Source organism: Pseudarthrobacter sp. MDT1-56, assembly GCF_059383555.1.
The window spans coordinates 133522-158721 of sequence record NZ_JBWZCK010000001.1 but is presented as its reverse complement, the minus strand read 5'-3'; the positions used below and the strand labels follow the sequence as shown (position 1 = coordinate 158721).

At 67.2% G+C, this 25200-nt stretch carries 27 protein-coding genes; 13 read left to right on the top strand and 14 right to left on the bottom strand.

The features are described from left to right. Positions 1 to 8: 8 nt before the first annotated feature. The 5 genes from AC50YC_RS00765 to AC50YC_RS00745 form a co-directional block, all read right to left on the bottom strand. Positions 9 to 1469, bottom strand: coding sequence for an amino acid permease (locus AC50YC_RS00765; RefSeq protein ID WP_494951744.1), 1461 nt, complete (start codon positions 1467 to 1469; stop codon positions 9 to 11). A gap of 321 nt (positions 1470 to 1790) precedes the next feature. Continuing rightward, the gene (locus tag AC50YC_RS00760; protein ID WP_494951743.1) at positions 1791 to 3500 is read right to left on the bottom strand and encodes an ABC-F family ATP-binding cassette domain-containing protein; all 1710 of its coding nucleotides are present in this window, start codon (positions 3498 to 3500) and stop codon (positions 1791 to 1793) included. 119 nt (positions 3501 to 3619) lie between these two features. Next, entirely contained in the window at positions 3620 to 4495 is an 876-nt protein-coding gene (locus tag AC50YC_RS00755) for a metal ABC transporter permease (RefSeq protein WP_494951742.1), read from the bottom strand. A 3-nt stretch (positions 4496 to 4498) separates the two neighbouring features. Continuing rightward, on the bottom strand, positions 4499 to 5308 hold the full coding sequence (locus AC50YC_RS00750) for a metal ABC transporter ATP-binding protein (protein WP_494951741.1): 810 nt from the start codon (positions 5306 to 5308) through the stop codon (positions 4499 to 4501). Beyond that, entirely contained in the window at positions 5305 to 6279 is a 975-nt protein-coding gene (locus AC50YC_RS00745) for a metal ABC transporter substrate-binding protein (RefSeq protein ID WP_494951740.1), read from the bottom strand. The genes AC50YC_RS00750 and AC50YC_RS00745 overlap by 4 nt, the downstream gene beginning before the upstream one ends. A gap of 52 nt (positions 6280 to 6331) precedes the next feature. Here AC50YC_RS00745 and AC50YC_RS00740 point away from each other — a divergent pair, with 52 nt between their 5' ends. The 7 genes from AC50YC_RS00740 to AC50YC_RS00710 all read left to right on the top strand — a co-directional run bounded on the left by AC50YC_RS00740 (position 6332) and on the right by AC50YC_RS00710 (position 12770). Then, positions 6332 to 7093, top strand: coding sequence for a CPBP family intramembrane glutamic endopeptidase (locus tag AC50YC_RS00740; RefSeq protein ID WP_494951739.1), 762 nt, complete (start codon positions 6332 to 6334; stop codon positions 7091 to 7093). Between the two features lie 120 nt (positions 7094 to 7213). Beyond that, on the top strand, positions 7214 to 8476 hold the full coding sequence (locus tag AC50YC_RS00735; protein WP_494951738.1) for a S1C family serine protease: 1263 nt from the start codon (positions 7214 to 7216) through the stop codon (positions 8474 to 8476). A 46-nt stretch (positions 8477 to 8522) separates the two neighbouring features. Then, complete coding sequence (locus AC50YC_RS00730) at positions 8523 to 8963, top strand: VOC family protein (protein WP_494951737.1); 441 nt, start codon at positions 8523 to 8525, stop codon at positions 8961 to 8963. Between the two features lie 21 nt (positions 8964 to 8984). Then, positions 8985 to 9938 (top strand): 1,4-dihydroxy-2-naphthoyl-CoA synthase, encoded by a 954-nt coding sequence (locus tag AC50YC_RS00725; protein ID WP_494951736.1) that lies wholly within the window; start codon positions 8985 to 8987, stop codon positions 9936 to 9938. A gap of 9 nt (positions 9939 to 9947) precedes the next feature. Then, the gene (locus tag AC50YC_RS00720) at positions 9948 to 11117 is read left to right on the top strand and encodes an AMP-binding protein (protein WP_494951735.1); all 1170 of its coding nucleotides are present in this window, start codon (positions 9948 to 9950) and stop codon (positions 11115 to 11117) included. A gap of 48 nt (positions 11118 to 11165) precedes the next feature. Then, on the top strand, positions 11166 to 12047 hold the full coding sequence (locus AC50YC_RS00715; RefSeq protein ID WP_494951734.1) for a 1,4-dihydroxy-2-naphthoate polyprenyltransferase: 882 nt from the start codon (positions 11166 to 11168) through the stop codon (positions 12045 to 12047). A 99-nt stretch (positions 12048 to 12146) separates the two neighbouring features. Next, entirely contained in the window at positions 12147 to 12770 is a 624-nt protein-coding gene (locus AC50YC_RS00710) for a dihydrofolate reductase family protein (RefSeq protein WP_494951733.1), read from the top strand. Between the two features lie 26 nt (positions 12771 to 12796). Here the strand turns inward: AC50YC_RS00710 and AC50YC_RS00705 are convergent, their stop codons facing one another. Beyond that, positions 12797 to 13105: a DUF4229 domain-containing protein gene (locus AC50YC_RS00705; protein WP_494951732.1), complete on the bottom strand. Its 309-nt coding sequence runs from the start codon at positions 13103 to 13105 to the stop codon at positions 12797 to 12799. 193 nt (positions 13106 to 13298) lie between these two features. Here AC50YC_RS00705 and AC50YC_RS00700 point away from each other — a divergent pair, with 193 nt between their 5' ends. Then, complete coding sequence (locus tag AC50YC_RS00700; protein ID WP_494951731.1) at positions 13299 to 13724, top strand: PLD nuclease N-terminal domain-containing protein; 426 nt, start codon at positions 13299 to 13301, stop codon at positions 13722 to 13724. Positions 13725 to 13835: 111 nt separating this feature from the next. Further along, on the top strand, positions 13836 to 14816 hold the full coding sequence (locus tag AC50YC_RS00695) for a hypothetical protein (RefSeq protein WP_494951730.1): 981 nt from the start codon (positions 13836 to 13838) through the stop codon (positions 14814 to 14816). Between the two features lie 415 nt (positions 14817 to 15231). Here the strand turns inward: AC50YC_RS00695 and ccsB are convergent, their stop codons facing one another. From ccsB to AC50YC_RS00670, 5 genes are read right to left on the bottom strand one after another with little or no spacing between them, the layout of a single operon-like run. Next, positions 15232 to 16344, bottom strand: a complete 1113-nt coding sequence (gene ccsB, locus AC50YC_RS00690) for a c-type cytochrome biogenesis protein CcsB (RefSeq protein ID WP_494951729.1) — start codon at positions 16342 to 16344, stop codon at positions 15232 to 15234. Further along, entirely contained in the window at positions 16344 to 18176 is a 1833-nt protein-coding gene (gene resB / locus AC50YC_RS00685) for a cytochrome c biogenesis protein ResB (RefSeq protein ID WP_494951728.1), read from the bottom strand. Before resB ends, ccsB begins: the two co-directional genes overlap by 1 nt. After that, positions 18176 to 18931, bottom strand: coding sequence for a cytochrome c biogenesis CcdA family protein (locus tag AC50YC_RS00680; RefSeq protein ID WP_354173023.1), 756 nt, complete (start codon positions 18929 to 18931; stop codon positions 18176 to 18178). The genes resB and AC50YC_RS00680 overlap by 1 nt, the downstream gene beginning before the upstream one ends. A gap of 17 nt (positions 18932 to 18948) precedes the next feature. Beyond that, positions 18949 to 19569 carry a TlpA family protein disulfide reductase gene (locus tag AC50YC_RS00675; protein WP_494951727.1) on the bottom strand — a complete coding sequence of 207 codons (621 nt, stop codon included), beginning with the start codon at positions 19567 to 19569 and terminating at the stop codon, positions 18949 to 18951. A gap of 2 nt (positions 19570 to 19571) precedes the next feature. Continuing rightward, the gene (locus AC50YC_RS00670) at positions 19572 to 20237 is read right to left on the bottom strand and encodes a histidine phosphatase family protein (protein WP_494951726.1); all 666 of its coding nucleotides are present in this window, start codon (positions 20235 to 20237) and stop codon (positions 19572 to 19574) included. Between the two features lie 211 nt (positions 20238 to 20448). On the opposite strand from AC50YC_RS00670, the gene AC50YC_RS00665 reads away from it, so the two are divergent. The 3 genes from AC50YC_RS00665 (at position 20449) to AC50YC_RS00655 (ending at position 22863) form a co-directional block, all read left to right on the top strand. Further along, positions 20449 to 20997 (top strand): YceI family protein, encoded by a 549-nt coding sequence (locus tag AC50YC_RS00665; protein ID WP_494951725.1) that lies wholly within the window; start codon positions 20449 to 20451, stop codon positions 20995 to 20997. Positions 20998 to 21260: 263 nt separating this feature from the next. Beyond that, positions 21261 to 21887, top strand: coding sequence for a hypothetical protein (locus AC50YC_RS00660; RefSeq protein WP_494951724.1), 627 nt, complete (start codon positions 21261 to 21263; stop codon positions 21885 to 21887). Positions 21888 to 22101: 214 nt separating this feature from the next. Then, a complete protein-coding gene (locus tag AC50YC_RS00655; protein ID WP_494951723.1) occupies positions 22102 to 22863 on the top strand; it encodes a hypothetical protein in 762 nt (253 codons plus the stop codon). 53 nt (positions 22864 to 22916) lie between these two features. Here the strand turns inward: AC50YC_RS00655 and AC50YC_RS00650 are convergent, their stop codons facing one another. Beyond that, positions 22917 to 23612, bottom strand: a complete 696-nt coding sequence (locus AC50YC_RS00650) for a redox-sensing transcriptional repressor Rex (protein WP_494951722.1) — start codon at positions 23610 to 23612, stop codon at positions 22917 to 22919. A gap of 90 nt (positions 23613 to 23702) precedes the next feature. Further along, the gene (locus tag AC50YC_RS00645) at positions 23703 to 23963 is read right to left on the bottom strand and encodes a glutaredoxin family protein (protein WP_494951721.1); all 261 of its coding nucleotides are present in this window, start codon (positions 23961 to 23963) and stop codon (positions 23703 to 23705) included. Positions 23964 to 24075: 112 nt separating this feature from the next. Here AC50YC_RS00645 and AC50YC_RS00640 point away from each other — a divergent pair, with 112 nt between their 5' ends. Beyond that, entirely contained in the window at positions 24076 to 24894 is an 819-nt protein-coding gene (locus tag AC50YC_RS00640; protein WP_494951720.1) for an HAD family hydrolase, read from the top strand. Between the two features lie 188 nt (positions 24895 to 25082). Here AC50YC_RS00640 and AC50YC_RS00635 read toward each other — a convergent pair whose 3' ends face one another. After that, a complete protein-coding gene (locus AC50YC_RS00635; RefSeq protein WP_003792170.1) occupies positions 25083 to 25181 on the bottom strand; it encodes a 30S ribosomal protein bS22 in 99 nt (32 codons plus the stop codon). Positions 25182 to 25200 lie beyond the last annotated feature (19 nt).

Genomic DNA, 25200 nt, shown 5'->3' with positions numbered 1-25200 from the left:
TGTAGCGGTTAGTTGAAGAGAGCGTTCTTCGGTTCGTTGTTCTTGACCTTGTGCCAGCCGAGCCACAGCAGGAGCGCGAAGAACGGGATGGTCGCCAGGGTCCAGAGGCCGAGGTGGAATACCTCGCCGGTCTTGCTGGTCATGGTGTCGAAACCGATCAGCACCGTAATGAGCAGCAAGGCAATCAGGCCGGCCCAGCTGGTCCAGGTTCCGCCGGGCGCGGGCAAGGACGAGACCTTGCCCTTGGTCTTGCGCAGCGCGATCTGGCTGGCGAAGATGGCGCCCCAGGTGAAGATCACGCCGATCGACGCGGAGTTGAGCGCCAGGTCGAAGGCGTGCGAGCCGCCGAGCCAGATGTTGAGGAGGATGCCGACGAGGTAGACCCCGCCGATGGCCAGGATGGCCGCGTACGGCACGTGGCTCTTGGACATCTTGGTCAGCCACTCGGGAGCATGTCCATTGTTGGCCATGGTGCGGAAGATCCGGCCGATCGAGTACAGGCCCGAGTTGCAGGAGGACAGCGCGGCGGTGATGACGATCATGTTCATCACATCGCCCATCCAGCCGAGGCCCATCTGTCCGAACACGGTGACGAACGGCGAGGTGCCGGCGACGTACTGGTCCGAGGGCAGCAGCATCGCCAGGAGGGTGACGGAGCCGACGTAGAACACGACGATGCGGAAGACGACGGCGCGGATGGCCTTGGGAACTTCCTTGGCCGGGTCCTGCATTTCGCCGGCGGTGATGCCAACGAGCTCAATGCCGTTGTAGGCGAAGATCACGGCGTTCAGGACCAGGATCATGACCAGCGCACCCTTGGGGAACATTCCCCCTTCGGCGGCGAACAGGTTGTTGACCGAGGCGTTGCCGTCGCCCACCTGGGCGTTGGTGATGACCATGAAGGTACCCACGGCCAGGAAGATGAGGATGGCTCCGACCTTGAGGCAGGAGGCCCAGAATTCGAATTCGCCGAACGCCTTGACGCTCATGAGGTTCACGCCCACGAGCAGCAGCAGCGCCGCGATCGCGGACAGCTCGACCGGCACGTTGGGGAAGAAGAACTGGAAGTAAAGTCCGATCGCGATGAGCTCGGCGATGCCGGTCATGGCCCAGTTGATGAAGTACATCCAGCCGGACACATAGGCGCCCTTTTTGCCGAACATTTCGCCGGCGTAGCTGACGAACGAGCCCGACGTCTGGCGGTACATGATGAGTTCGCCCAGGGCGCGCATCAGCAGGTAAGCGATGACGCCGGCAATGGCGTAGGAGAAGATCAGCGCGGGGCCGGTGGAGGCCAGGCGCCCGCCGGCACCCATGAAGAGGCCGACGCCGATGGCGCCGCCCATAGCGATCATGGTGACCTGGCGGCCGCTCAGGGATTTCGCGTAGCCCTCGGCGCTGAGGGTCGAGTCGACGACGGCGGGTTGCGCCGGTGCGCTCTTAAGTTCTGTGGGCGTAGGTGATGGCACAGGTGTTTCCTTGTAGGTCGCGGGGTATGGCCGTGAAGTGACCGTGGGTTCAAGTACACAAAATTCGGGCCAGAGCCCCTTGTGGGGGCCAAAGCATGTACCGAACCTCACAAGTGTCGAAGCTCGCGCGGCTCATCCATCGTACTAGCTTTTGGGGGTCTTTGGTGACGCGGGCAACACCATGCGGTGTATCTTCCTAATTAGTGATGTCATTCTGGCGGACTTACCGAATAATATTCGATTCCAGTCCGCCAGGTCCTGACGCATCGGTCAGTTGGGCCGTCAGTAACGCGATCAGCTGGGCCGGCAGCGGGCCGCCTGCTAGGCCAGGGCGCCGTCCTGCATGGCATACCGGAGCCAGTTCCCGGCCTGAGTGGCGGACCCGGCGCGGGTCTGGGCGCCGGACCCAGCGGCGGTCTTGGCGCCGCCCCCGGCGCGGATCCCGGTGCTGTTTTCGCGGGCGCAGGTGTCGAACCATTCCCCCAGCGCGCGGTCGTGGCTGACCATGACCAGCGTCCCTGCGAACTCCGAAAGAGCCGATTCGAGCTGTTCCACCAGGACGGGCGCCAGGTGGTTGGTTGGCTCATCGACGAGCATCGTGCCGAATCCGCCCAGCAAGAGCCGGGCAAGCGTCAGCCTGCGTTGTTGTCCTGCGGACAGGCTTCCCACCGGGACGTGGAATTCGCTGGTCCGGAAGAGCCCCAGGCGCAGCAGCGCTTCGGCGTGCTCATCGATGTTGCCTCCCAGGCCCGCGGCAAATGCCGGCAGGAGACGCAGGCCCGGACGCTGTGGGAGCTCCAGTTCCTGCTGCAGGTAGCCGATCCGGCCGTGCCTGACCACGGTGCCCTGGGCCGGCTCCAGCGTGCCCGCGAGGACCGAGAGCAATGTGGACTTGCCGGCACCATTGGGGCCGGTGATGAGGATCTTCTGGCCCGCCTCCACCGTGAGGCTGGTCGGTTCCAGGCGTCCGGGCGCCGCCACTCCCCGGGCTTCAAGAGCGGGTCCCGTGGCAACATCCGCCCGCAGGTCCGCCGCCAGCTTCAGCGGCACCGGCGGACGGTCGATGGGGTTTTCCTCCAGCCTGCGGAGGCGCTCCTGGGCATTGCGGACCTTGCTGGAGGCTGCCTTCTGCCAGGTGCCGGCCTTGAAGTCGAACCCCATTTTGTCGTTGTCGCGCTGGCGGGCGTAACCCATCTTCCCGGCGACCGTGTCCGCCTGGAGCCGCTCGGCCTCCATCGCGTCCAGCCACCCGCGGTACTGCTGCGCCCAGCGCTGGCGTTCTGCGGCTTTCTCCCGCAGGTAGCCTTCGTAGCCGTTGCCGTAGCGGTTGACCGTCCGGCGTTCGGCGTCCACTTCGATCACGGTTGAGGCAACTTTGCGCAGCAGGACCCGGTCATGGGAGACCACCACAACGGTTCCGCGGTGCGCCGCCAGCCGCGCCTCCAGCCAGGCCGTCCCGCTGGTGTCAAGGTGGTTGGTGGGTTCGTCCAGCAGGAGGATGTCCGCGGGATCTGCCATCACGCAGGCGAGCGCCACGCGTTCCTGTTCCCCGCCGGAGAGCGAGCCCAATATCCTCATCCGGTCCAGCCCGCCCAGGCCCAGCCGGTCCAGCGCCGCCTCCACCCGGGATTCCGCGGCGTAGCCTTCCCTGAGCTGGTATTGCGTCTGCAGGTCGCCGTAGCGCTCCAGTTCGTCCGCTTCCGCGTCGGCGAGCCCGTCCTCGAGACGGTCCAGTTCGGCTTCCATTTCGCGCAGGGATGCCAGTGCGGCGTCGATCGCGTTGCTCACGGTGAACTGATCCGGCAGGCCGAGGGTCTGGGCAAGATAGCCCACGCGGCCGCGGTGGACGGCGGTGCCCTCGTCCGGGGTCTCGAGCCCGGCCAGAATCCGGAGCAGCGTGGATTTGCCCGCGCCGTTTTCGCCCACGATCGCGACATGTTCGCCGGCTGTGATGGCAAGGTCGACGTCGGCAAACAGCTGGCGGTCCCCGTAGCCATGGGATACGCCCGAAAGGCGGAGATGTTCGCTCAAGGAGTCCTCGCAATAGGTGGCGAGCCTGCCCGGCGGCGGGCCTGCGTCGTCAAGTATGACACCGCAGGCCCACACCTGACGCGCCTGCCGCCGTCGGGCAGGGGCCCGGGCGGGCAACATCAGGCGGCGAGCGCGGCCGCTTTCCGGCGCCGGGCCATCGCCATCCGGGTGCCGATCAGCCCCTGCCGGGGGCTGAACAGATAGACGACGGCGAACGCGGCCGCCTGCGTCAGGACCACCATGGCGCCGGAGGCGGTGTCGAGGTAGTAGCTGAGGTAGATGCCGGCGATGGAGCACAGCGCGGAAATGACCGGGGCGATCACCAACATGCGGGAGAACCGGTCCGTCAGCAGGTAGGCCGTGGCCCCGGGAATGATCAGCATGGCCACCACCAGGACCACGCCCACGGTCTGCAGCGCCACCACGGACGTGAGCGCCAGCAGCCCCAGCAGCAGCGCGCCGAGGCGTTTCGGGGACAGCCCGATCGCATGGGCGTGCGTGGGGTCGAAGGCGTACAGCGTGAGGTCCCGGCGTTTGAGGATGAGGATGGCAAAGGCGACGAAACCGAGCACCAGAACCTGGATGAGGTCGGGAACGCTGACGCCGAGCAGGTTGCCGAAGATGATGTGGTTGAGGTCCGTCTGGCTCGGCGTGACGGAGATGAGCACCAGGCCCAGGGCGAACAGCGAGGTGAACACGATCCCGATCGCCGCGTCCTCCTTCACCCGGCTGGTGTTGCGGACCACCCCGATCAGGGCCACCGCGATCAGTGCGAACACCAGCGCCCCCAGTGCGAAGGGAGCCCCGACGATGTAGGCCAGCACCACCCCGGGCAGCACGGCGTGGGAGACGGCGTCCCCCATCAGTGACCAGCCGATCAGCACCAGCCAGCAGCTCAGCACCGCGCAGACGATGGCCGCGAGCGCCGTGGTGGCGATGGCGCGGACCATGAAGTCATAGCTCAGCGGTTCCAGCAGGAGGTCGAAGAGATCCATGGCTCAGCTCCTGCCCGGCTGGTTCGAAACGCCGGGGGCAGCAACGTCGGGAACGCCTGGACCGTCGGGCGGCTCGGGAAGGTCGCGGTTGAGGACGTCCAGGCCAAAGGCCATGGCCAGGTGCTCCGGCTGCAGCACCACCTCGGGCGGGCCGTGCATCAGGACCTTGCGCATCAGGAGCACCGCCTCGTCGCAGAGCTGGGGCAGGGCGTGCAGGTCATGGGTTGAGACGAGGATGGTGCAGCCGTCCGAGGCGAGTTCCTTCAGCAGTCGGGTGATCGTTGCTTCGGAGCGCTTGTCCACCCCGGCGAAGGGCTCATCCAGGAGCATCATGGTGGCGCCCTGGGCGATGCCGCGGGCCACGAAGGCGCGCTTCTTCTGGCCGCCGGAGAGCTGGCCGATCTGCCGGTTCGCGAACTCGGAGAGTTCCACCCGGTCCAGGGCGAGGTCGACGGCGTCGCGGTCTGCCCTGGACGGGCGGCGGGTGAAGCCCTGGTGCCCGTAGCGGCCCATCATCACCACGTCGCGGACGGACAGCGGGAACTGCCAGTCCACGTCCTCGCTTTGCGGGACGTAGCCGATGCCGCCCTTCTTGCGCGCCTTCGCCGGTGATTCACCGTTGATGAGGACGCGGCCGGCGTCCGGCTTGACCATGCCCATGATCGCTTTGAACAGCGTGGACTTGCCGGAGCCGTTCATGCCCACCAGCCCGCAGATCCGGGCCGCCTCGACGGTGAGCGAGGCGGCGTCGAGCGCCAGGACCTCCCCGTAATGGACGGTGACGTTTTCCACCAGAATGGCTGGATTGCTCATGATGCCGCTCCCGTCAGTCCCTCGGTGATGAGCTTGGAATCGTGCCGGATGAGGTCCAGGTACGTGGGAACAGGCCCGTCCGCCTCGGAGAGCGAGTCCACGTACAGCACCCCGCCGAAGGTAGAGCCGGTCGCTCCCACCACCTGGCGCATCGGGGCGTCCGAGACCGTGGACTCGCAGAAGACGGCCGGGACCTTGTTGGCCTTAACGAATTCGATGGCCTTGGTGATCTGCTGCGGGGTGGCTTGCTGTTCGGCGTTGACGGCCCAGATGTAGACCTCGCGGAGGCCGGCGTCGCGGGCAAGATACGAGAAGGCACCCTCACACGTCACCAGCGCCCGCTGCGCCTCGGGGACGGTGGCGAGCTTCTGGACCATTTCGTCCTGCACGGACTGCAGCTTGGCCTTGTACGCCGCGCCGTTCGCCTCGAAGGCCGCCGCGTTCTCCGGATCCAGCTGCGCGAACGCCTTCACCATGTTGTCCACGTAGAGCTGGACGTTGACCGGTGACATCCACGCGTGCGGGTTCGGTTTGCCCTCGTAGGAGTCCTCGCCGATGGACAGCACTTCCACGCCTTCGCTCACCACGGCGTGCGGAACGTCCAGGTCCTCGACGAACTGCGCAAACCAGGCTTCAAGGTTCAGCCCGTTGTCCAGGATCAGGTCTGCCTTGGCCGCCTTGCGGATGTCCCCGGGCGTGGGCTCGTAGCCGTGGATTTCGGCGCCGGCCTTGGTGATGGATTCGACCTGCAGATTGTCCCCGGCCACGTTCTGCGCGACGTCGGCCAGCACGGTGAACGTGGTCAGCACGACGGGCTTCTCGTTCGCGGAACCCGGACCCTGGCCTGGGACGGCAGCCCCGCAGGCGGCCAGAGACAGTCCGAGCAGAACGCCGACGGCGGCGGCTCCGGCAGTGCGGCGGCGACGTGTTCGGCCGACAACTTTGGCGGACCGAAACAAATTATTAGGCATACCGAATATTATACGGGACCCTGCCGTCCGGCCGCGGCGCTAGGCTGGTGGCATGGGCACTGTTCTCCGCACTCCACCGGCACCGCGGCCGGAACTGTACCGGTTCTCGCGGCTCGATTTCATCACGGCGTTCCTGTACGTGGCAGTGGCCGCGTTCTTCGCCGTGGCCGGCGGACTGCTGGTCCCGCTGCTGCTCGAGCTGTCGCCGAATCCGGCGGTGGCGTCCTACACCGTCAACCTGGTCTTCTACGGCGGCATCGGCATCCTGGCCGTGGCCGCCGTCCGGCACGTCGCCGCCCGCGACCTTCGGGTGCTCGCCACCAGGCCCTGGTTCACCGCGCTCATGGTCCCGCTGGCTGTGGTGGCCATGATGATCCTCACCGCGGTCCTGGTCTCCCTCACCGGGCCGCCGCAAACGTCCGCGAACCAGGCCGGCCTGCAGGCGCTCATGCAGCAGGTGCCGGCCTGGCTGATGGTGCCGCTGCTGGTGATCGTGGGGCCCTTCGTGGAGGAATACATCTTCCGCCACCTGCTGATCGGCAAACTCAGCCGGCGGGTCAACATCTGGGTGTGCTGTGCCCTGTCCGTGGTGCTGTTCGCGGCCCTGCACATCGTCGGCCAGGAGGAACTGAGCCTGACGGTGCTGATGCCCTACCTCGCCATGGGCGTCGTGCTGGTGTTCGTCTATGTCTGGACCGGCAGGAACGTCATGTTCGCCTACTTCGTCCACGCCTCGAAGAACCTGCTGGCGGTCATTTTCATCTACGCCATCCCGCCCGAACTGATGGAGCAGCTCCAGCAGATGCAGGGCTGACTAAGCAGAATGGACAGACTCGGCACCTAGTCGTTCGGCGGCATATGGGCTATCTTGGGGGCACTTCGCGATAGTTTGGGCGGGCTAAAGCGGCAACCTTTGTTGTGGGAAAGGACCGCCATGAACGCCCAAGTCCGCCGAACCTCCGCACCCAAGGCGCTCGCTGCGCCGGCGGCTCTCGTAACCCTGCTCCTGACGCTGTCGGGCTGTGTCACCCTGCCCAGCCCGCCTCCCCCGGCTGACCCAACGACGGCGGCGGCCACGTCCGAGCCGCCCGCGCCTCCGCCGTCCAATTCCACCCCGCCGACGACCCCGCCCCCGGCCCAACCGCCGGCAGGCTGGTCCGACACCGTGGCGGCCGTTCGCTCCGGTGTTGCGAAGATCAACGTCACGCTCTGTGACGGAGGCGGAGTCGGTACGGGTTTTCTCGTCAAGGATGACTTGATCGTGACGGCGGCTCACGTCGTTAAGGACCAGGCTGACATCAGTGTGAGCATCGGAACGGAAATCGTGGGCGCCGAGGTGCTGGGGGTCGACGAACCAGCTGACCTCGCACTCCTGCGCACCTCCCGCCCCGTTGACGGCCACGTCTTCGCCTTCGTCGATGTTCCGCCAGAACTCGGTGAAGAAGTAGCGGCACTCGGATTCCCCTTGGATGCCGACCTCACCTTCACCGCCGGCCGCGTCAGCGGGCTCAACCGGCAACAGACAATCGGCACACGAACCGTGACTAACCTGGTCCAGACGGACGCCGCCATCAACCCCGGGAACAGCGGCGGTCCCCTGCTGACGCTGGAGGGTGAAGTGGCTGGTGTCGTCAGCTCCAAACGAGCCTGGGTATTCGGTACCAACCGCCCTGACGATTTCAGTGCCGAAGGCACGGCCTACGCAGTCGACGCCCGAAAGGCTGTCCTCGCAGTCGAGACCTGGAGTAACCAAACCGCGGCTGTGGCTCCAGCCAGTTGTGGCGTGCCTCCAGCAGACGAGGGCAGCTCCGTCGCCGTCACCGTCAGCTCCGAGCATCCCGAAGCTGTCAACATCGCGCGGAGTCTGGTATTCCACGGCCAGTCGATCAATCTTGGCGCCTACGACCTCGCGTTTGCCATCCTGAGCCCTGAACTGCAGGAACGGATGGGCGGGCTGGAAACCTGGCGCTCAGGTCTGGGCTCCTCCTTCTGGCGGAGCCTCGACATCGCCGAGGTGAGGATGTCCGGAACGGAGTTGATCGCGTCCGTCCGGCTACGGACTGTCCAGGACCCTGAGGACGGGCCCGCCGGCCAGACGTGCTCGGATTGGGCCCTGGACTATGTCATGCAGTGGGACGACCCGATCTGGCGTATCGCGGATTCCTACACCCCGCAGGGTCCGCCGTCGGCGTGCTGAGACGCTCCCCCTACCGCCGCGCGCGCCGACGTCGTAGTTTCTTTCCATGACACTGAACATCCAGATCGCCGTCGACTGCCGGGACCCGCATGCGCTCGCCGACTGGTGGGCCGAAACCCTCGAGTGGGCCGTGGAGCCGCAGGACGAGGACTTCATCCGCTCGATGATCGCGCAGGGCTTCGCCACGGAGGCGGAAACCACGCGGCACCACGGCAAGCTCGTGTGGGGTGCCGGGGCCGCCATCCGCCCGCCCGAGGAACTCGACGCGAAACCGCCCGCCCGCCGCATTCTGTTCCAGACGGTCCCGGAGGAAAAGACCATCAAGAACCGGATCCACTGGGACGTCAACTTGGCCGGCGCGGACAAGGACGAGGCGCGCGCCGCGCTCGAGGCCCGCGGCGCCACGTTCCTCTGGACCGCCAGCCAGGGGCCACATTCCTGGCACACCATGGCGGACCCGGAAGGCAACGAGTTCTGCATCAGCTGAGCCGATTACTAGACTCGGACTGTGAGCAACGAAATCCCCGCCAAGGTGTCCGACGTCTTTGACCCCACCCGCTGGCGCACTGTGTCCGGCTTCGACGACTTCCAGGACATGACCTACCACCGGCAGGTGCAGCGTGCCGAGGACGGCACCGTGGTCCGGGACCTCCCGACCGTCCGCATCGCCTTCAACCGGCCCGAGGTGCGCAACGCCTTCCGCCCCGGCACCGTGGACGAGCTGTACCGCGCTATGGACCACGCCCGGATGACCCCGGACGTGGCCACCGTGCTGCTCACCGGCAACGGCCCCTCCGCCAAGGACGGCGGCCACTCCTTCTGCTCCGGCGGCGACCAGCGGATCCGCGGCCGCGACGGTTACCGCTATGCCGACGGTGAAACGACCGAGACGATCGACCCCGCCCGCGCCGGCCGGCTCCACATCCTGGAAGTCCAGCGGCTCATGCGCACCATGCCCAAGGTGGTCATCGCCGTCGTGAACGGCTGGGCCGCCGGCGGCGGGCACTCGCTGCACGTCGTCTCCGACCTGACCATAGCCTCCCGCCAGCACGGCAAGTTCAAGCAGACCGACGCCACAGTAGGCAGCTTCGACGCCGGCTACGGCTCCGCGCTGCTGGCCCGGCAGATCGGCCAGAAGGCCGCCCGCGAGATCTTCTTCCTGGCCCGCGAATACTCGGCCGAGGACATGGTCCGCATGGGGGCCGTCAACGAGGCCGTGGACCATGAGCGGCTCGAGGACGTAGCGCTGGAATACGCCGCCGACATCGCCCGGCAGTCCCCGCAGGCCCTCCGAATGCTCAAGTTCGCCTTCAACCTGGCCGACGACGGCCTGGCCGGACAGCAGGTCTTCGCCGGCGAGGCCACCCGGCTGGCGTACATGACGGACGAGGCCGTGGAAGGCAAGGAAGCCTTCCTGGAAAAGCGCGATCCGGACTGGTCCAGCTTCCCGTACTACTTCTAAGGCGGCCCGATGACGTCCGGAGCTGTGACTTCCCAACCCCCGAACATCGAGCCCGCGCTCAAGGCACTGGCGGACGCCCTGCACGGTGAGGGCCCCGCCGTCGAACTGTCCGCCGGCACCGACGGGAGCGTTGTCGTCTCCGCCGTGGAGACGCCGGGCTATGAGGACGCCGCCGTCGTCGTGCGGACCTCCGGCTCCACCGGCACGCCCAAGGCGACGGTCCTCACCGTGGACGCCCTGGCCGCCTCCTCCGTGGCAACCGCCTTCGCGCTCAAGGGCGAGGGCCAGTGGCTGCTCGCGCTGCCCGTGCAGTATGTCGCCGGTGTGCAGGTCCTGGTGCGCTCGCTGTTCGCCGGCACCCGGCCCTGGGCCATGGACCTCAGCGGCGGCTTCACCCCGGAGGCGTTCACCGCCGCCGCCCTGGAGCTCACGGACAAGATCCGTTTCACTTCGCTGGTGCCCACCCAGCTGCAGCGGCTGCTGGACTCGCCGTCGGCCGAAACCCTGGCCGTGCTGCGGCGCTTCAACGGCATCCTGCTCGGCGGCGGCCCGGCCTCGCCCGAACTGCTCGCCGCCGCCCGCGACGCCGGCGCCCGCGTGATCACCACCTACGGCTCCGCGGAAACCTGCGGCGGCTGCGTCTACGACGGCTTCCCGCTCGAGGACGTGCTCGCCCGGGTGGACGGGGACGGCAGGATCCTGCTGGGCGGCGCCACACTGGCCGCCGGCTACCTCGGCGACCCCGCGCTCACCGCCGACGCCTTCTTCGAGGAGGACGGCGTCCGCTGGTACCGCACCAGCGACCTCGGCTCCATCGACGCCACCGGGAAACTGACCGTCCTGGGCCGGGCCGACGACGTCGTCATCACCGGCGGCGTGAAGGTCTCCGCCGCGCACGTGCAGGCGGAGCTGGAGAAGCTCGACGGCGTGCTGGCCGCCTTTGTCGCCGGGGTCCCTTCCGCCGAGTGGGGCCAGGCCCTCGCCGCCTACGTGGCCCTGGCCGACAGCTCAGACGAAGGCATCCGGCACTTCACCGCGGGCGCTGCCCGGGCACCGGCGTTGGGCACACTGGCCCCGAAAACGGTGCTGGCCGCCGGAGGACTGCTGATGCTGCCGAACGGGAAACCGGACCGCCTGGCGATGACGGTTCGGCTCACCGAGCTGCATCAGGGAAAATAGATAAGCCGGGCATTCCCGGTTTAGCCGAACCAACACGAGGTACTGAACGTGGCAACAGCCGCTCAATGGATCCAAGGCGCCCGACTGCGCACCCTGCCGGCCGCGATCGCGCCTGTCCTGATCGGCACCGCGGCCGCGTACGAGATGGACGCATTCCTGCCGCTCCATGCCGTGCTGGCCGCGCTCGTGGCCCTGCTGCTGCAGGTCGGCGTGAACTACGCCAACGACTACTCGGACGGCATCCGCGGCACCGACGAGGACCGGGTGGGCCCGCTCCGGCTGGTCGGCTCCGGCGCCGCGAAGCCCGAGCACGTCAAGTACGCCGCATTCGCCGCGTTCGGTCTGGCAATGGTGTTTGGCCTGGCCCTGGTGATCCTCTCGCAGACGTGGTGGCTGATCCTGGTCGGCCTGGGCTGCGTCCTCGCGGCCTGGGGCTACACCGGCGGGAAAAACCCCTACGGCTACATGGGTCTGGGCGACTTGTTCGTCTTTGTGTTCTTCGGCCTGGTCGCCACCCTCGGAACGACCTACACGCAGGCCGGCCAGATCAGCCTCCCCGCCATCATCGGCGCCATCGGCACCGGCCTCATCGCCTGCGCGCTGCTTATGGCCAACAACGTCCGCGACATCCCCACCGACCGGAAGGCCGGCAAGAAGACCCTGGCCGTGCGGCTCGGCGACAAGCATGCCCGGGAAAGCTACGTGCTGATGCTCGCCGTCGCGATCCTGCTGCCGATTGTGCTGGCTCCGAGCCGGCCGTGGATGCTGATCGTGCTGCTGCTGATCCCGGCCAGCCTGATGCCGTCCTGGCTGATGATCGCCGGACGGCGCCGCAAGAGCCTGATCCCGGTGCTCAAGCAGACGGGGCTGATCAACCTCGGCTACGCGGTGCTGTTCTCCCTGGGCCTGGTGCTGAGCCACGGGTTCTGAGGGGCGCAAATACCCGTTGCCTCGCAGGGGGACCGTGTGACAGCCTCAAAGTGATCCCTTCGCCGGGACGACGACGGGCGGCAGAGGAAAGAGCACGGCATGGGACTCATCCATATCGACCTGTTCACCACGCTCGACGGCGTCGCGCAGGCGCCCGGCGGGCCGAACGAGGATACTGAGAGCGGTTTCGCGTTTGGCGGCTGGCAGGCGCCGCTCCTGGACGAGGTCGTCGGCGCGCAGATCGACTCCGGGATGGCGGGGATGGACGCGCTGCTGCTTGGGCGCCGGACCTACGACATTTTCGCGGGGTACTGGCCACACGCCCACGGGGATATCGCGCGGCTGTTCAACCGCCTCCCCAAATTAGTGGCCTCGCGCCAGGCGCCAGACCTCGAATGGGCCAACTCCACCCTGCTCGGCCCCGATGTCGTCGCTGCCGTGCGGGAACTGCGCGACCGGCACGAGAACATCCACGTCATCGGCAGCCTCAACTTCGTGCAGACCCTGTTCGCGGAACGGCTGTTCGACCGGCTCAACCTCTGGGTGTATCCCATCCTCCTCGGCGACGGAAAGAAGGTCTTCGCCGACGGTGTGGTCCCGACGAACCTCACGCTCATCGAGCCGGTCGTCGCCTCACCGAAGGGTGCGGTGCTGCAACGCTACGCCCTCGCCGATGGCACGCCTGGCGTCGGCGACATGTCAGCCGAAGACCAACAGGGCTAAGCCGGCGACCAGCACGGCTAATACAGCTAAGCGTCTTTCGGGCGGTTGTCCTCGTGGACGGTGATGTCCGGGTGCGCGTCGACCAGGCGGTCCTCAGCATCGGCGTCGTCCACTTCCCCGGCGCTGCGCAGCGGCTTGGCCTTGCCGGAGAACCGCTGGTGGAGCGAGGCGGCGGCAGCGTCGCGCTGCTTCTGGAAGAAGAGGAAGCTGATCGCGAAGGCCATCATTCCCGCGCAGAGGACGGCCAGCAGCCATCCGAGCTCGAGGTAGACGAACAGCGCGAACAACGGCACGAAGAGCGCCAGGCGGATCAGGGAGTATTTCAGGAATGCCACTCTCCAAGTTTAGCCGCCGGCGGCAGCCCCGGCCCACCGAGGCCCGTGCCGGCCCCTCCACCGAGCGACCTGGGGGTGTGCGATTCCGCGGTGCCGCAGTGCTGCGGCACCGTTCATCGGGTTGGTGCAGAGTTCCCGCCCGGACCAGCGATCAGTAGAAGCCGGACACTCCCCCGGAGGCTAGACTGATTACATGCTCCGTGTAGTGGTTGTTGTCGCCGTTCTCGTCGTGTTCGTCTACGGACTCGTCGACGTGATCCGCACTGACCCGCGCCAGACCAAAGGCATTTCGAAGCCGGCCTGGATTGTGGTGCAGATCGTCCTTCCGGTGATCGGCGCCATCCTGTGGTTCCTCATTGGCCGTCCGCGCGGAACCGGCCCGGTGCGCACCAATTACAGCCACCCCATCGCACCCGACGACGACCCGGACTTCCTGCGCAACCTCGAACTCCGCCGCCGCAAGCAGGCCGAAGCCGACCGGCTCAAGAAGCTCAAGGACGAGCTGGACGCCAAGGAGCGCAAGGCCGCCGAAGACAAGGACAACCCGGGCACCCACGACACCGAGTCCGGCGACGCCCGCGGCAGCGGCGACGCGCAGGGCACCGACGAGGTCAAGTAGTACCGGTCTGCGGCGCCTCGGTCGACTATTCCTTGCCGCTCACAGGGCCCACTCCTCCTCCACACTGTGGATAACCTCCGGGCCCCTTCCTGACCGGCGCAGAATGCTCGTATGCGCCCACCCAGCGAGCTTCCGCGGCAGCTCCGAAACCAGCCCTTCACCGTGGCCGAGGCCCGCGCCGCCGGACTGAGCCGACGTCGGACCCGGGCTCGGGATCTCGTCAACCCCTGCCACGGAGTGCGCGCCCCGGCCGCCACCCAGGACAGCTTGCTGGCACGATTGCGCGCCCTGACTGCCGTGACCGGCGCTGTCGTGAGTCACCTGTCGGCAGCAGTGCTTTGGGGCTTTCCCCTGCCGATCGCACTGGCGAACCTGACCGTCGTCCATCTGACGAGCGATCCGGCCAGGCGGGCCGTGCGGTACAAGGATGTCGTGGGCCATCAGCAGTCACTCACACCGGACGAGATCGTGGCCGGGGCTTGGGTGAGCTGCACCTCCCCACTCCGGACGTGGTTCGACCTCGCCTGCCTACTGGGCCTCGACGACCTTGTGATTGCCGGCGACTTCCTGCTGCGCCGGAGAAACCCGCTGACCACCGTCGACGCCCTGGACGCATTCCTCGCCGGCAAACGGGGCAGGACCGGCTACCGTCGTGCCACGCTTGCGCGGGCACTGATGCGCGCCAACACGGACTCCCCCAAAGAGACCGAACTCCGGCTGCTCCTGACTCGCCATGGTCTGCCGGAACCCGGGATCAACGTCCCGATTTTCGACGAGACCGGCGGATGGATCCAGGACCCGGACCTGTCCTATGAGCGGGAAAAGATCGCGATCCAGTACGACGGCGGGCATCACGCCAATCCGGGGCAGCGTCGCAGCGACATCTTTCGCGATGAGAACGCGAGGGATGCCGGATGGCGCGTCGTCGTCCTGACGCAGACGGACCTGGACCCGTTGGCACCCGGCATGGATCCAACCGCCGTGACCCGTGTGCGCGCCGCGCTGACGGACCGCGGCTGGACTCCACAACCGGGCCGGAGTCCGAGGCGGACCGCCCCCGCCCGGCACCAATCTGACACGAATGGCCGCTAAACGGGTCGGAACAGCGGCCACTCGTGGCGAATCGATGGAATCCAGGCCAATTCCGACACCGCCCAACCACCCATCTGGCGCGAATGGCCGCTATGCGCTGTGCGGGGCCACCCACCTGACGCGAAGGGCCGCTATGCGCTGTGCGGGGTCACCCATCTGACACGAATGGCCGCTATACGGGCCGGAATAGCGGCCACTCTTGGTGAATCGGTGGAATCCAGGCCAGTTCCGACACCGCGCTGCCTCCATCTGACACGAATGGCCGCTACCGGAGGTGCCGCCACCCATCTGGCGCGAATGGCCGCTATGCGCTGTGCGGGGCCACCCATCTGACACGAATGGCCGCTAAGCGGGGTGGCTTAGCGGCCATTCGTGACAGATGGGTCCGTGAATCGCGGAGGCTTGGGGCCGCGGGCTACAGCCCAGAGTAGGAGTGCAGACCGTTGAAGAACTGGTTCACGATGGTGAAGTTGAAGACCACGCAGAGATAGCCGACGATCGAGAGCCAGGCCGCGCGGGTTCCGGTCCAGCCACGGGTGGCGCGGGCGTGCAGGTAGCCGGCGTAGACCACCCAGATCACGAAGGTCCAGACTTCCTTGGTGTCCCAGCCCCAGAACCGGCCCCAGGCTTTCTCGGCCCAGATGGCGCCGAACATGAGGGTGAAGGTCCAGCCGACAAAGGCGATCGCGTTGATCCGGTAGGAGAGGTTCTCGAGGCTCAGTGCGGACGGCACGAGGCGCATGAAGCCCAGCTTGTCGGCGCCCCCTGCAGCGATGGTCTTCTGCCGGTGCGTCTGGACCAGCTGCAGCGCCGACATCGCGAAGGTCAGGGTGAACAGCGCGGAGGACAGCACGGCGATCGAGACGTGGATGATCAGCCAGTAGCTCTGCAGCGCGGGAACGAGGTGCCCCACCGGCGTCCAGTACGCGACGGAGGCAGCCACGAGCATGATGATCGACAGGCCCACCACGAAGGTGCCCAGGAAGCGCAGGTCGCGCCGGATCAGGACCAGCAGGAAGACAGCCACGGCCACGAACGCGCCGGTGGTGAGGAACTCGTACATGTTGCCCCACGGCACGCGGCCCGCGCCGATGGCCCTGGTGATGACACCGGCCGCGTGGATGGCGGCACCCAGCACCGTCAGGGCGACGGCGACCCGGGCGGGGGCACGGCGCTCGGCGGAGTAGCGCATGGAGCCATCGGCGGTCTGGCCGATCCCGGCGGTGTTCCCGGCGGAACCACGAGCCACGGACGACGTCGGACGCTCGGCCCGGCCAACGGGGCCGGCCACGTCATCGTCGGCCCGGTCAACAGCACCGGAGGAGGAGACCCCGACGCCGGCAGCCACCGGAACGCGGGCGGCCGCGGCACCGGAGAGCTCGGCGGCCTTGAGGTCCACCGCGCGCAGCGTCTTGCTGCTCTTGGCCAGGTCCCACGCAAAGGCGATGAACGCCACCGTGTAGGTGCCTGCCGCGAGGAGCATGAACAACTCGCTGTACTGGCCCATGGTTTCGTTGATGGGGAGCATTACTGTTCCTTCTTTGACTCGGAAGAGCCTGCTGTTGACTGGATGAAGTCTGCTGCGGGGTGGTCCGGGGAGACCTGCTCAGCGCCGGCACCGGGCAGCGTGGTCTCCGCCCGGTCATTATCCGCTCCCCCGCTGGGAGCCGACTGGGAGCCGCCGTGGTCGAGATCCCAGGCGCCGGCGAGCAGCTTGCGGATCGCGGTGGCCTCACCGGCAAGCCGGTGGTCCTCGCCGCGGGCCAGGAGTCCGTATTCGACCATGGTGCGGCCGTCCTCGTGGGTTCCGGTGCGGACCCAGACGCGGCGGCGGTTTACGTACAGCGAGATGACCAGGCCGGCCACCGCCAGGAGCGCAAAGATCAGGGCGTAGAGCTGGCCCGGGTTGTGGTGGATGTCGACGCCGATGTAGCGCTTCACGCCGTCGAAGCTGATGGTGCCCTTGCCGTCCGGGAGGGTATAGCTGGCGCCCGGCGAGAGGGTGATGCCGCCGGCGTCGAGGTTGCGGGCGTTGAGCGGTGTGAGCTTCTTGACGTCGAGTTCGAAGACGTTCTGCGGGGCGCCGTCGTCCAGGCCAAGGTCGCCGTAGTAGGAGTTCAGGGTCAGCTGCGGGTTGAACAGCTCCGGGTCACCGCTGAAAGACACGCCTTCCTCGGTGACAAAGGCAGTGGGCAGGAAGAAGCCGGCGAAGGCGAGCTGCTCCGGCTTGGCGTCCGGGACCTTGATGACCGCGGAGGAGTAGTAGTTGTCGCCCTGCAGCTTGGCCACCACCGGCCCCTGCATGGCGATGTTTCCGGCGCCGTCGCGGATGGTGACGACCGGGGCGTATCCGTTTCCGGTGAGGTACATGCTGGTGCCGCCGAGGGTGAGCGGCTCGTTGACCTTCAGCACCTCTTTTTGGGCGGGCGCCTCCGGGGAGTCCTTGGTGGTGACGTCGGCCTGGAAGTCGATGGGCTGGCCGATCTTGCCCTGGGACTCCCGGTCGAACGTGATCTGGAACTTGTCCAGCTGCACCGAGTACGGCTCCAGCTGGCTGCTTTGGAAGTTGGTGCCCGGGGTGAACTGGTCGTAGCCAACGAGAGTGTTCACGAAGGTGTCACCCTCCACGAGGATCCGCTGCCCGCTGTAGCCGAACAGCCCGCCGATCGCGACCGAGACGAGCACCCCGATCAGCGAGGTGTGGAAGACCAGGTTGCCGACTTCGCGCAGGAAACCGCGCTCCGCCCCCACTGACGGCCGGGCGCCGTCGCGGTCGCGGACGTCGACGCGGTAGCCGCGCTTCTTCAGCAGCCCGGCGGCGTCGGCAATGGCGCGCGACGCCGGGATCCCGGCGTCGGCGGGAATCACGAGGGTGCCGTATTCGGGCAGCCGGGACAGCCGTGCAGGTGTCCGCGGCGGCTGGGAGCGCATCGCCTTGTAGTGCGCGATGGCGCGCGGGACCACGCAGCCGATCAGCGAGATGAACAGCAGGATGTAGATCGCCGAGAACCAGGCCGAGGAGTAAACGTCGTAGAGCTGGAGCGCGTCGAGGATCTTGCCGTAGTCCGGGTTGTCCTTGATGTACTGCGTGACGATCGAGGGGTTGGCGGGCCGCTGCGGGAACAGCGACCCGGGAACCGCGGCCACAGCCAGCATCAGCAGCAGGAACAGCGCGGTGCGCATGCTGGTCAGCTGGGTCCAGGCCCAGCGGAGCATGCCCATCGGCCCAAGCGTGGGGAGGACGGCTTCAGCCTTGGCGGCGGCCACAGGGCTGCCGCCGGGCTTGGTGCCGGGCTTGGTGCCGGGGCGCTTCGTGCCGTTGGCTGGGAGATTCTTCTCTACGTTCACTCGCTCGCTCATCAGATCGGCAATTTCACATCGGTTTGGAACCAGTACTGCAACTCGGAAACCCAGGTTCCCCAGACGCCGCTGGCCATCAGCAGGCCCAGCCCCACCAGGATGCCGCCGCCGATGCGCTGGATGGCGAGCCGGTGCTTGCGGAAGAAGGACATCACGCCGATGCCGCGGCGCACGGCCAGGGCGATCAGCAGGAAGGGGATGCCCAGGCCCAGGCTGTAGACGAACGCCAGGAACGCGCCCTTGGCGGCGGAGGACCCGCCGGAGAGGCTCAGCAGCTGGACCGCGGAATAGGTCGGGCCGATGCAGGGCGCCCAGCCGAGGCCGAAGGTGATGCCCAGCAGCGGCGCGCCCCACAGCCCGGCCGGCGGCTTCGACTGGATCTTGGCGTCGCGCTGCAGCCAGCCGAAGCCGCCCATGAACACCACACCCATGATGATCACTAGGATGCCCAGCACCTGGGTGATCCAGGCGTTCTGCGAGCCGGTGATCAGTGTCCCCAGCTGCCCGAACGCCCCGCCGAGCAGCACAAAAATCACCGAGAAGCCAAGGACAAAGAGCCCGATGCCGGCCAGCATGCGGCCGCGCTTCTGCTTCTGGAGGTCGACGCCGGTCAGTCCCGTGACGTAACCCAGGTACCCCGGCACGAGGGGCAGCACGCAGGGCGACAGGAAGGAAACGAACCCGGCGAGCAGCGCCACGGGAATGGCAAGCAGCAGCGAACCGCTCAGGATGGCTTCGGCGAAGGGGCTGTTCACGGTGGCTGGCCCGTCCGCTACTCGGCCACGGCAGCGGCGATGAGGGACTTGAGGGTGCCCTTTTGGATCTCGCCGAGGACGCGGGAGGCCACGCGTCCCTGCTTGTCGAGCACGAGCGTGGTGGGCACGGCTCCCGGGGGAACCAGTCCGGAGACGGCCAGCAGCACCGCGCCGTCCTTGTCATTGAAGCTCGGGTAGGTCAGGTTGAAGGTCTTGTCGAACGCTTCCGCCGTGGCCTTCTCGTCGCGGAGGTTGACCCCGAAGAACTGCACACCCTGGCTCTTGAACTCCTGGTGCAGGGCCTCCAGCGAGGGCGCCTCCACCCGGCAAGGCGCGCAGGCCGCGAACCAGAAGTTGAGCACGGTCACCTGGCCCTGGAAGGCCTCGGCCGTCACCTGGGTGCCGTCAAAGAGGGTGCCCTCGATCGCGATGGCGCTCTTGCGGTCCGCGGCGGCGAATTCCGTCACCGAACCGTCGCCGGCCACGTAGTTCTTGTTGTCACCGGCCTTGGCCTGTTTGGCCAGCGCATCCTCCTGGGCGCAGCCGGAAAGACCCAGCACGACGGCGAGGGCAGCACCGCCCGCCGTCAGGACGCTGCGGCGGGACAACGGTGAGGCGTTGGCGTTGTTACCGGTCATGCTCAGGCTCCGGGGGTGCTGGAGGCACCGGGGAGAAGGGCGGCAGCAGGCTCGCTGTAGTCGACCCGCAGGAGGTTCCCGGCGTCGTCGAACACCAGGGAGGTGACCGAAGTGAGGGTGCATTCGCGTTTGCGCGGATCATGCCACAGCGGCTTGCCCTCGGCGCTGAGCCGGGTGGCCCAGATGGGCAGCTGGTGGCTGACGAGGATGGCCTCGGCCCCCTCGCCGCCGAGCTCGATGGCGCGCAGCCGGGCGTCCTGCACAGCGGCAATAACACGGGCGGCCTGGTCCTTGTAGGGCTCGCCCCAGGACGGCCGGAACGGGTTGCGCAGCATGGGCCAGTGCTTCGGTTTGAAGATCTCGGCCTTGTTGACGTGGATGCCCTCGAAGTAGTTGGCGGCCTCGACGATCCGGTCCTCGGTGGTGATCGCGAGGTTGAGCGCCTCGGAGATGGGCTGCGCCGTCTCCTGCGCGCGGGTCAGCGGCGAGGCGACGAGGTGGACGATGTTCGCCCCCTGCGCGGACCGTGCGCTGAAGTGCGCCGCCAGCATCCGGGCCATCTCCTGGCCGAGCTCGGAGAGATGGAATTCGGGCAGCCTGCCGTACAGGACGCCATCGGGATTGTAGACCTCGCCGTGGCGGAGCAAATGAACAGTGGCTTGGGGCATGTGTACCAGTTTCTCAAAGGGCAGGGGCAATGACGAAATCTTCTACAAGAAGTAGAACTGAAGAGTTTTCAGAAATGTTCCCCGGAGTTGGAATAAAAGATGCAAATGCATGTTTATACTGGGTGAAGCAGTTAGTTGAGACTTCAACAAACGGAGCTTCAACTGACGATCAGACCCACCGAACGATCCACCCGACTCAAGGAGCAACACCATGGCACTTCCCGCTAACGTCACCACCGGCACCTGGACCCTCGACAACTCGCACAGCGAGATCGCCTTCACCGTCCGCCACGCGGGCATCAGCAAGGTCCGCGGTCAGTTCAAGGATGCAGAGGCCACCTTGGACCTCGCCGAGAACGTGGCCGAGTCCAAGGTCAACGCCACGATCCAGACCGCGAGCTTCGACTCGGGCGACGCCAACCGCGACGGCCACGTCCGCGGCGAAGATTTCTTCGACGTCGAGAAGTTCCCGGAAATCTCCTTCGTCTCCCACAGCATCGTCCCCAAGGGTGACAGCTACGAGCTCCAGGGCGACCTGACCATCAAGGGTGTTACCCGCCCGGTGGCCCTCGAGACCGAGTTCAACGGCGTTGCCGTCGACCCGTTCGGCATGACCCGCGCCGGCCTGTCCGCCGAGACCACGATCAGCCGTAAGGACTTCGGCCTGACCTGGAACGCAGTCCTCGAAGCCGGCGGCGTGCTGGTCAGCGACAAGGTTGCCGTCAACCTCGAACTGGCCTTCATCGCTCCCGCAGCCTAGCCACTCCACGCTTGACCGGCCGGTCCCCAGGACCAGGCCGGACCCGCGGCTTCCAGCCGCCGGCACCCCGCTTCGTCCGTGTGACGAGGCGGGGTGTTCCGCGTAATCCGGGGTTGTCCGGTTGCGGCGCCGCCTCCGGATGGCACTTCGGAAGGCACCTCCGGCGCATCGCGAACGGGCCGCGGCTGACGGCGCCCCGACATGCTCCGCAACATGCCGAAGTTCCCTCGATACCGGCACATCCGCGGTCTACAGTGAGAGCCATGAGCAACCCCAATGAGGTACCTCAGCCGCAGCAGCCGGGCGCCCGGCCCCCGCGGAACCAGACACCGGGCAACCGGCCGCCCGGCGAGGCGCCGGGCCACCAAGTTCCGGGCGGACCGTCGGGGCCGCCGTCGGGCAGGTTCCGCTTTGAGATGCCCGCGGACCGGCCACGGGACTTCAACGACATGATGCCCCGGGGCGGAGTCTCCGACATGTTCACGGTCACATGGCTCCCCACCGAGCTCAAAGTCGCCTACTGGATTTGGCTCGTCGGCGGACTGCTGGGCCTGCTGGGCGGGGTGGTGGGCCTCTTCGGGGCGTTTGTGCTGCTGGCCGTCGTTCCGGGTCTGGGATTCCTGGTCCTTCTGCTGGTACTGGTGGCCCTGGCCCTCGCGGGGGCTCAGGTCATCCTGGCCATGAAGATGAAGGAGGGCCGCGAGTGGGCCCGCTTCGCTCTCACCATCGTCGCCGGTATTTCCCTGCTGCTGGCCATCCTCAACACCAGCGCGGCCGAGGGCCGTGGGGCAGGCAGCTGGCCGAGCTTCACCATCAGTCTGGTGGCCGCCGTGCTGATGTGGCTGCCCAACTCCCAGGCATGGTTCGCCTCGCTGCGGAGCCGCGCCTGAGCTGCGCCTGGGCTGCACGTCAGGAGCTTCCGGGCACCTTTCGTTCGTTGCAGAACCGGCCCCCGATCGGATGCCCGGGCACGCGGCGAGAATACCTCTCCGGAATGATCCGCGGGGGCGCCGGCCCGCGGTACGGTGGGAGTAAACCATGCTGGGGGCAGGGCAGGAAGCTGTTTCCGGTATCTGAACCAGACCGCCACGCAAAGGAACGCCCATGAGCATCCCGCCAGTCCCGCCGTCGAACCCGGACTCCCCCGAGCCGGGCGAACAGCCGGCTCCGCGCTACGGAGAGAACGCACCCCAGTACGGCCAGCAGGCACCCTCCGCGCCCCAGTATGGCCAGGCCCCGTCGGCACCGCAGTACGGGCAGCAGGCTCCGCAGTACGGACAGAACGCCCCGCAGGCTCCGCAGTACGGACAGAACCCGCCGCAGTACAACCAGCAGGCTCCGCAGTACGGACAGCCCGGGTATGGCCAGTCTCCTTACGCCCAGTTCCCCTCCGAGCAGCCGCAGGCCACGGCCGGGATGCCCAAGCTCGTCAACACGGCATTCTGGCTCATCGTCGCGTCCGGCGTGGTGTGGGTCCTGTCCGCCCTGCTGGCGATCGGCATGGTCGACTCCCCCGAGGTGCGGGCCGAGTTCGAGAACCAGATGGCCGCCGCCGGAGCGGACATCAGGTTCGAAGACCTCAGGGGATTCCTGGTCGGTAGCTTCGTGGCCATCGCCGTGATCGGCGCCGTCCTCTACGCGCTCGTGGCCTTCAATGTGCGCAGGGGCAAGAACTGGGCACGGATCCTGGGGACGGTCTTCGCGGCCCTGTCCATCCTCGGCATCCTCCCGCTGAGCCTCGGCACGCTGGCAGTCCTCCTGGGCGTCGCAGGCATTGTGATGCTGTACCTGCCGGCCGCGTCGCCGTACTTCACCAAGCGCCAGCCGTTCGCCAACCCGTACGGGCAGCCTGGCGGGCCTTACTAAGCCGCCAGGCACCAGCGCAGCGGGCGCGGGAGCGCCGGACAGGCCGACTGAAGCTAGTCGGCATCCTCCGGGTCCTGCGCCCTTTGTGCGTGATAGGCGAGGATCTGGAGTTCGGTGGCCATGTCCACCTTGCGCAAGTTGACCCCGGGCGCCACCTGCAGCATCACCGGGGCGAAGCTGAGGATGCTCCGCACACCGGCGGCAATCACCCGGTCGCAGACGTCCTGCGCCACGGCGGCCGGCAGGGCCAGCACCACCATGTTGGCACCGGTCCGCTGCAGCACCGGCTCGAGGTCGGCGGCATCGCTGACACGCAGCCAGCCCACCTCGCTGCCCACCACCATCTGGTCCGCATCGAAGATCGCAACAATATCGAAGCCCCGGGATTCGAATCCTCCGTACCGGGCCAGCGCCTTGCCCAGGTTGCCGGCACCGACGATGGCGACCTTCCAGTCGTGCGTCAGGCCCAGCGCCGCGGCAATATGCCGGTTGAGGTACTGCACTTCGTAGCCGACGCCACGCGTCCCGTATGAGCCGACATAGGAAAGGTCTTTGCGGAGGGTGGACGAGCTGACCCCTGAGGCCTCGGCCAGGGATTCGGACGAGACCCGGTCAATTCCTTCGGCAAGCAAGGTGGTGAGGGCGCGCAGATAAATGGTCAGCCGGGCCACGGCCGCGGGCGGAATCTGCTTTGCTGCAGCCCCTGCTCCCCCGGGCATCGCGTCAGGGGATGAATCCAGCGAAGTCACTATCTGCTCCATTGAGTCGCGTTGTGAGTTCCACTCTAGAGCCCCCGCAGTTCAGCGAACAAAGCAGCCGTCCCCAACGGCTCCCGCGCCTCAGGCCTGCCGGCCCAACACCCGCCGCAGCGTCCGCTCCAGCCGGGCTTCGTCGATCTTCCAGAAGTCGCGTTGGACGCCGTCCACCAGGACCACGGGAATCTCCTCCGCAAAGCGCTCCCGCAGTTCGAGGTCGTCGTCTACGGACTGCTCGCGCCAGCCGATCCCCAGGCTCTGGGTGACGCGGTCGACGGCGGTGCGTGCCGCTGAGCACAGATGGCAGTCAGCTTTGGTGATGAGGACGACGTCGGGGCTTGGCATGGTTCCACGGTAGCCCGGCTGCCGCGCCCGCGTCGACGCGCCCGACACGTCCGGTGCCGCCGCCGCGGCCCATGCGACGGGAACCGGCCCCGGCGTTGACTAGACTCGTGGCATGCCCGAAGAGAAGTACGCCGCTGTGGTCACCGAGCCTGTTGCAGCACCGCAGCACGGCGAAGCCGCGTTCTTCGACGTCGACAACACCCTCATGCGGGGCGCCAGCCTGTTCCACGTCGCCCGCAAGATGCACCAGCGCGGGGCCTTCACGATTCCCCAGGCGCTCGGGATTGGCTGGAAGCAGCTCATGTTCGTGCTGCGCGGCGAGAAGTTGGATGACGTCCACGCCGTCCGCGACACCGCCCTGGGCCTGGCCGCCGGCTTCACCGTTGAGGACATTGAGGTCCTCGGCGAAGAGGTTTATGACGAAATGATCGAATCCCGGATCTGGCCGGGGGCCAAGGCACTGGCCGAGCAGCACCTCCGCGTGGGCCGCAGGGTCTGGCTCGTCACGGCGACGCCGATTGAGGTGGCCACGGTGATCTCCAGCAGGCTGGGCCTCACCGGCGCGCTCGGCACGGTGGGCGAAATCCTCGACGGTTCCTACACCGGCCGGCTGGTCGGCGAGATCCTCCATGGCCCGGCCAAGGCGGTGGCCGTCAAAGCGATGGCCGCGGCCGAGGGACTGGACCTGGCCCGGTGCTGGGCGTACAGCGATTCGCGCAATGACATCCCGCTGCTGAGCATGGTGGGGCACCCCGTGGCCATCAACCCCGATTCCGGGCTCCGCCGCCATGCCCGCGACAACAACTGGCCGGTTTATGACTTCCGCTCCGGGCGGCGCGCGGCCACCCTGGGGCTCAAGGCGGCCACTGCCGGAGGGGCTATCTACGGCCTCTGGCGGGGGTTCTCCCGCTTCCGCGGCCCCACGGTCTAACGCGGCACCACTTCTCCGCCACTTTCCGCTGCGATTCCTGCCCAGCGCTACGCTTTCGGACGGGCGCTGCCCGGATCCCCGCGTCGCCCGTCCGATCTCGTAGCGCCCGTCCGAACCAGGGGCGAAAACGGCAAAGAAAATGCCCGCTGCCGGAAAGGCAACGGGCATTCACATGATGCGAAGTATCTCTACTTCTTATTACGACGCTGGTGGCGCGTCTTGCGAAGCAGCTTGCGGTGCTTCTTCTTGGCCATACGCTTGCGACGCTTCTTAATAACTGAACCCACGAAAGTTCCTTACCGGCTA